Source organism: Binatus sp. (SeqCode) (genome assembly GCF_036522015.1).
Classification (GTDB): domain Bacteria; phylum Desulfobacterota; class Binatia; order Binatales; family Binataceae; genus Binatus.
In genome coordinates this window covers 1-7133 of record NZ_DATDGQ010000134.1, presented here as the reverse complement: position 1 = coordinate 7133, position 7133 = coordinate 1, and the positions used below count along the sequence as shown (strand labels likewise).

Here is a 7133-nt window from a genome sequence, read left to right as displayed (position 1 = left end):
GGCGAAGGCGGCTTGCGCGATCTTCACACCGCGATGTGGCTGGCCAAGGTCAAGTACAAAGTCCATTCGCTCGAAGAGCTGGTGCAGAAGGCCGTAATCACCGAGCCGGAGGCGGCCGAAGTGATCGAGGCGCGCGACTTTCTCTGGCGGGTGCGCAACTCACTGCACTTTCTGACCGGCCGCCACTTCGATCAGATCACCTTCGAGCTGCAGGAAAGGATCGAGCCGATCTTCGGCCTTAAGCCCGAAGAGGGACAGGCGGCGGGTTCAGCCCTGATGCGCGCGTACTATCAGCATGCGTCGACGATCCATCGCTTTGCCGAAGGCTTGATCGCGCGGGTCACGGAAAACAGCTCCGGCGGCCGATTTTTTCATCGCACGCCGACCCGCAGGATTCGCCCCGGCGTGATCGTTATGGGTAATCTGATGAGTATCGCGCAATCTGATTTCTTCCAGCGCGATCCGCTCAACCTGATCACGATTTACGCCGACTGCCAGGCGCAGGACGTAAGCCTCTCAGGCAGCACTTACCAACTGGTGCGCGACAATCTCGGTTTGATCGACGATGCGATGCGCAAGGACCCGCGCGTCGCGGGAGCGCTGATGACGATTCTGTCCGGGCGACAACGCGTCGCCGAAACGCTCGAGGCGATGCATCTGTCGGGCGTGCTCGGCGCGATCATCCCCGAATTCGGCAACCTCTACGCGCGCGTGCTGCACGACCTCTACCATATCTACACCGTCGATCGGCATTCGCTGGTTGCGGTGCGCGAGCTCGAACGCTTGCGCACAGGAGAATTCAAGGATCCCACGCCCCTGCTCACCGAGGTCGCGCGCGAGCTCCCTCACCTGCCGCTCGTGTTCCTTGCGCTGCTGCTGCATGACATCGGCAAGGGCCATGGCCATGACCATCACGAGCGCGGCGCGAGTCTGACCGCGGAAGTATCGCAGCGGCTCGGGCTGGACAGCGAGGAGATCGATCTCGTCGTGTTCCTGGTCCGTAACCATCTGATGATGTCGCAGGTTGCGCAGAAGGGTGACCTCGACGATCAGACCACCGTAGCGGAATTTGCGCGCACCGTCGGCTCGATCGATCGCCTGAAGGCGCTCTACCTGCTGACCTATGCCGACATGCGCGCAGTCGCGCCGAAGGTCTACAACAACTGGCGCGACATGCTGCTGAGCGATCTCTACCTGCGCGCGCTCAAGATGCTCGAGCAAGGTGATCGCGAGGCGGTCGATCCGGCGCGCCGGCTGGCAACGGTCAAGGAGGCCGTGCGCGCGACACTACTCGCGGCGTCGGCTCCTGAAGCCGACATCAACGCTTTCCTGGACGAGATGCCTGACCGCTACTTCTTCACCGTGCCCGAAAATGACATTCCGCTGCACTTCGACCTGATGCGCTCGCTCGACGACCGCCCGCTGGTCTGCCGCATCCGGCATTTCCCCGAGCTGGAGTTCAGCGAGTTCATTGTCGTGACGGGCGATCGGCCGGGACTCTTCGCAATGATCGCGGGCGTGCTGACCGCCAACAATCTCAACATCCTGTCGGCCCGAATCACCACGCGCGCCAACGGTATCGCGATGGACGTGTTTCGCGTGTCGCATCAGATGGGCGAAGCCTCGATGGCGCTGGAAGACGACCGCTGGCTGCGGGTCGAGCACGACCTCGAGCGGGTCATCACCGGCCAGCAGGATATCGCGGGGCTGGTCGCCGCGGCGCATCACGTGCAGAGCGCAGGCCGCAAGTTCGTGCGCCACGTGCCGACCGAAGTCACCGTCGACAATCGCACCTCCGAGCAATTCACGGTCATCGACGTGTTCACCCAGGACCGCGTCGGCCTGCTGTTCGCGATCACCCACACTCTTTTCCGGCTCGGCTTGCGGATTCACCTCGCGCGTATTTCGACCAACGCCGATCAGGCGCTGGACGTTTTCTACGTGAGCGATCGCGACGGCGGAAAGATCGAGGATCTCGAGCGGATGCGCGAGCTGCGCGCGGCGTTGCTCGAAAAAGTCGTGCAGAATCCCCAAGCCGGAGCATCCACGTGAACATGACCGGCTGGGACGAGCTGATCGATCGGCATTTGGCGCGCCAGGCCGTCGAGCGCGGCCTCAGCCGCCATTCGATGGAGGCCTACGCGCACGACCTCCGCCTGTTTCAATCATGGTGTCGCGATTCCGGCCTGGAGCCCGCGCAGCTCGACGCCGCCGCGCTGACCGCGTACCTCGAAGCGCTCGCCGACCAGGGCTTCGCCGTCAGTTCGCAGCGCCGCCATCTCGCCAGCCTGCGCGGACTCGCGCGCGAGCTGGTGGACGAGAAGATCCTCGAGCGCGATCCCGCGCCGGCAGTCAAACTGAGGCCGCATCCGCGCAAGCTGCCGCGCACCCTGTCGCCCGGCGACGTCGAAAATCTCATCGCCGCGATCGACGCGCACGATGCGCGCGGACTCCGCGATCGTGCGATGCTCGAGATGGCCTACGGATGCGGTCTGCGCGTGTCGGAGCTGGTCGGCCTGCAATTGCACCAGGTGAATCTCGCCGCAGGCGCGGTGGTCGTGTTCGGCAAGGGCAGCAAGGAGCGAATGGTGCCGATGGGCGGGGCAGCGATTCGCGCGCTGAAGGCATATCTCGATCGACGCGACGAAATTCTCAATCCAGCCGGCGACGCCAAGCGCGACAAGAAGAGAGTTGCGCGTCGCGTTTCTGCGGTGTTCATTACTCGGCTCGGCCGCGCGATGACGCGCCAGGGATTTTTCAAGGCGCTGAAAGGATGGGCCGCCAACGATCCGCGGCTCGCGTGGATGAGCCCGCACACCTTGCGACATTGCTTCGCGACGCATCTGCTCGAAGGCGGCGCCGACTTGCGTGCCGTGCAGGAGATGCTCGGCCATAGCGACATTTCGACCACGCAAATCTACACGCATCTCTCCAAGAGCCACCTGCGCAAGGTGCATCGCACGTTTCATCCGCGCGCGACTCGCGCGAGCGCGGCGGAGGGTACCGACTGACTTGGGCGATCTGAACGGAACCATCGCGACCATCTGTATCGTCGCGCCGCCGATCATGTTCGCGATCATCGCGCACGAGGTTATGCACGGCGTCGTAGCCCTGCGCCTCGGCGACGATACCGCGCTGCGAGCCGGACGCCTCACGCTGAATCCGATTTCGCACATCGATCTATTCGGGACGATCATCCTGCCGTTCGGGCTGTATCTTTTCGGTCTGCCCGTGCTCGGCTACGCGAAGCCCGTGCCGGTCGATTTCCGAGTGCTGCGCGGTGGACGCACTGGCATGCTGAAAGTGGCGGCCGCCGGCCCGCTGACCAACTTTGTGCTCGCGATCGTGAGCGGACTGCTGCTGCGCGCGATACCCGCATTTCTGCACGGTTCGCTGGCCCCCACCGTGGTCGTACCGCTTGCCCGGATGCTGCAAGCGTCGGTGATCGTGAACGTCGAGCTGGGAGTATTCAATCTTTTTCCCGTGCTGCCGCTCGACGGTGGCCGCGTGCTGTTCAGTATTCTGCCGATCGCTGCCGCGCGCGTGTACGCGCAAACCGAGCGGTATGGCTTCCTTATACTGCTGGTTCTGCTGTATACGCATTGGCTGGATGTCGCGATTTACCCAGTCATGAATTTGGCGCTGGGCGCGATTTCCTGGATGGTGCAACTTTGAGCGACGAGTCCAACACGGCGCCCAAGCTCGCGGCCGACGCCGGCGTCCGCTTCCGGCTCCCGATTTACGAGGGTCCGCTCGATCTGCTGCTGCATCTGCTCAAGCGCGCCGAGCTCGACCCGCACGAAGTAACCGCCAGCGTCATCACCGAGCAGTACCTGGCGTGGCTCGAGCTACTCGACCAGTTGAACCTCGACGTCGCGGGCGAGTACCTGGTGATGGCGGCGACGTTGCTCCTGATCAAGTCGTTCGCGATGCTGCCGCATCCGGAGCTGGCCGACACCGAGGAAGCCGAGGAGCTCAAGCGCGACCTGGTCGAGCGCTTGCTTGAATATCAGCGGTATCGCGAGGCGGCGGAAAAGCTCTCCGAGCGCGCGCTGCTTGGCCGCGACGTTTTCACCACGCCCGGTGAGAGCGCGCCTGAAGACGCTAACGCCAAGCGGTACACGGTTTCGATTTTCGACCTGGTCGAGGCGATTGGCGCAGTACTCAAGCGCGTCGCCGACAAGACGCCGCGCAAAATCGAGCTGCGCGACATCCCGGTGGCGGAATGCATACCGCGAATCCTGCACGCGCTCGAAGAAGGCGCGGGACGAGTACAGTTCGCCGCCCTGTTCGAGGACGCAAACGATCGATCGCTGGTAATTGCGACTTTCATGGCGCTGCTCGAATTGATACGGCGGCGCGAGGTTCGCGCATTTCAGGAAGAGCGCTTCGGCGCGATTTTTCTCGAGCGCGGCGCCGCGGCGACGACGGAGGTTGAGTGGAAGAGGAACGATTGAAATCAATTCTCGCGAGCCTGCTGTTCGCGGCCGGCGAGCCTGTCTCGATTGCGCGGCTCGCCGCCGTCTTTGACGACGTGCCCCGTCCGACCGTGCAAAAAGCGCTCGCCGAGATGGCCGCGCAGTACGCCGCCGAAAACCGCGGCATCGTGATCGACGAAGTCGCCGGTGGCTACCAGATGCGCACGCCGAAGGACTACGCCGGCTATGTGCGCAAGCTGCTCGCCGCGCGGCCGCCGCGACTGAGCCGCCCGCTGATGGAGACTGTCGCGATAATTGCGTATCGACAGCCGATCACGCGGCCCGAGATTGAGCAGTTGCGCGGCGTCGATACCGGCGGCGTGCTGGAAACGCTGCTCGAAAAACGACTCGTCAAAATTGCCGGCCGCAAGGAAGCGCCGGGACGCCCGATGGTCTATGAGACCACCAGCGAGTTCCTTGAATTGTTCGGGCTGAAGGACCTCGAAGGCCTGCCCGACTTGTCGGAGTTCCGCGAAATCGAGCGCGCCGTCGAGCAGGCGAACACCGGACCGGTCGAAGGCATCGAGACTCATCCCGAAGATTCCGCCGAGACTGCGCCCTCGTCCGCAGAAGAGCCGGCTGAACCCGCGCCTGAGACCTCTGACGACGACAAGACCTCGCACTGAACGGAGAACCACAACGATGCATCGATTGCGGCTGCTGATTTTCGTGGCCATGACTTCGCTTGCGTGCGCGGGACTCTCGCGCGCTGAGGAAAAGGCGGCGCCGCCGGCGCCGCCCGAAAATGATCCGCTCTACATGCGCGTCGTCGCGATGCCATATCCGCCCGAGGCGCAAATCCTCGACGGCAATGGTCACCGCCATTCCGCTTACGAATTGTACGTCACAAATTGGGGTAAGACGCCGCTCAAAATCACCAAACTCGACGTGAGTGGAAAGGACGACGACAAGGTAGTCGTCACCCAGTCGGTCAGTGGCAATCAACTAGCCGCGATGTTCGTGCCGGTGAACGGCGACGGAACCAAGCCCAACGATCCGAGCCTCAAGCCGGGCGAGACCGGCGTCTTCTTTATCTTTACCGATTGGCTTCCCGACCAGGGCGATCCCGACAATTTTAATACTGCGATTACGATCGAGCAGCACGGCGAGCGCAGCGGCTCGGGAACAATCCACGCCGCCGCGCTCGATCTGAATCAGGACGATCCGATCGTGATTCATTCCCCGCTTCGTGGAAAAAATTGGCTCGCGGCGAATGCTCCTTCGAACACCTCGGCGCATCGTCGCGCGATGCTGCCGATTAACGGTCAGCCGCACATCGGCCAGCGCTATGCGATCGACTGGATTCAGCTCGGCGACGATGGGAAGGCGTTTAGCGGCGACGAGCATGACAACAAGAGCTATCACGCCTGGGATCAGGAAATTTATGCGGTCGCGGACGGCAAGATCGTCGAGGTGAAGGACGGCATTCCCGAGAACGTCCCCAACAGCGGCAAGCTGGCGACGCCGATTACGTACGACACGCTCCCGGGCAATCACATCATCGAGGAACTCAGCGAAGGGCACTATGCCGCATACGCGCATCTGCGGCCCGGCACGATCAAAGTGAAAGTCGGCGACACGGTCCACGCCGGCGACGTGCTCGCGCATCTCGGCAATACCGGCAATTCATCGGAGCCGCATTTGCATTTCCAAATCTGCGACGCGCCGTCGTTCCCCGCCTCGGAGGGACTGCCGTTTGCTATCGATCAGTACACGCTCGACGATTACCGAATCGACAAATCACCAAAGCCGGCGCTGACCGTCAAATCGTCACAGCCGATGACCAAGCAAGAACCGATGGAAGACGAACTCGATTCGTTCTAGGCGAAGGACAACAGGAGCTGACGATGGAAGACTTTAAAGGCAGGACAGCCTTCATTACCGGCGGAGCGCGTGGGATTGGTCTGGGTATCGGTCGCGCGTTCGCCCGCGCAGGCGTGAAGCTTGCGATTGCGGATATCGATCCGGATTCCCTCGCGGCGGCCAAGTCCGAACTCGCGCGACTCACTGCGGTCAAGACATTCAACCTCGACGTGCGGGACCGCGAGGGCTATGCGCGTGTCGCCGACGAAGCCGAGGCGCGGCTAGGGCCGGTATCAATCCTGTGCAACAACGCTGGCGTGGCCGCTCCGACCCGTCTTACTTACGAATTTTGGGATTGGATGCTCGGAATCAATCTGAACGGCGTGATCAACGGGATACAGACATTCCTGCCGCGGATGCTCGAGCGAGGCGGCGGCGGCCACATCGTCAACACGGCGTCCGGCGCGGGACTCGCAGCGGAGGGCAGCGGCATCATGTACAACACGTCGAAATTCGCAGTGGTCGGTCTGTCTGAAGCCCTGCGCCGAGACCTCGAGCCCAAGCAAATAGGCGTGACTGTTTTGTGCCCAGGTCCCGTCGGCACGAACATCGTCGCGAACAGCCGCATCACGCAACCCGCCGCGCAGAACGCGGAAGAGAGCAAAACCTGGGAAGCGGTAACGGAGCAAGTCACCGCCCGATTGGCTCGCGGCGTCGCTCCCGACGAGGTCGGCGAGATGGTTCTGGAGGGAGTGAAGGCGAACCGGCCCTATATCCTGACCGATCGCGTCATGAAGAAATGGATCGAGGCACGAACGAAGGCCCTGCTCGACGCGCTGCCGCCGCCCAACT

Annotated in this window: 7 protein-coding genes; all 7 read left to right on the top strand. The window is 62.8% G+C overall.

Features of this window, described 5'->3' with window-relative positions:
* A partial coding sequence (gene glnD / locus VIW95_RS05620; protein WP_331584442.1) for a [protein-PII] uridylyltransferase occupies nucleotides 1–2052 on the top strand: 2052 nt, incomplete at its 5' end.
* Nucleotides 2053–2054: 2 nt separating this feature from the next.
* Nucleotides 2055–3011, top strand: a complete 957-nt coding sequence (locus VIW95_RS05615; protein ID WP_331584443.1) for a tyrosine recombinase — start codon at nucleotides 2055–2057, stop codon at nucleotides 3009–3011.
* Between the two features lies 1 nt (nucleotide 3012).
* Nucleotides 3013–3675, top strand: a complete 663-nt coding sequence (locus VIW95_RS05610) for a site-2 protease family protein (protein ID WP_331584441.1) — start codon at nucleotides 3013–3015, stop codon at nucleotides 3673–3675.
* The gene (locus VIW95_RS05605) at nucleotides 3672–4457 is read left to right on the top strand and encodes a segregation and condensation protein A (protein ID WP_331584440.1); all 786 of its coding nucleotides are present in this window, start codon (nucleotides 3672–3674) and stop codon (nucleotides 4455–4457) included. Before VIW95_RS05610 ends, VIW95_RS05605 begins: the two co-directional genes overlap by 4 nt.
* Nucleotides 4454–5104 (top strand): SMC-Scp complex subunit ScpB, encoded by a 651-nt coding sequence (gene scpB / locus VIW95_RS05600; protein ID WP_331584439.1) that lies wholly within the window; start codon nucleotides 4454–4456, stop codon nucleotides 5102–5104. The genes VIW95_RS05605 and scpB overlap by 4 nt, the downstream gene beginning before the upstream one ends.
* A gap of 16 nt (nucleotides 5105–5120) precedes the next feature.
* Nucleotides 5121–6302 (top strand): M23 family metallopeptidase, encoded by a 1182-nt coding sequence (locus tag VIW95_RS05595; protein WP_331584438.1) that lies wholly within the window; start codon nucleotides 5121–5123, stop codon nucleotides 6300–6302.
* Between the two features lie 23 nt (nucleotides 6303–6325).
* Nucleotides 6326–7133: SDR family NAD(P)-dependent oxidoreductase (locus VIW95_RS05590; RefSeq protein WP_331584437.1), on the top strand; the 808-nt coding region annotated here is incomplete at its 3' end.

Bases quoted from the DNA above. Each gene is read 5' to 3' on its own strand.
- VIW95_RS05615 (WP_331584443.1), top strand. From the start codon at position 2,055: ATGACCGGCTGGGACGAGCTGATCGATCGGCATTTGGCGCGCCAGGCC.
- VIW95_RS05595 (WP_331584438.1), top strand. From the start codon at position 5,121: ATGCATCGATTGCGGCTGCTGATTTTCGTGGCCATGACTTCGCTTGCG.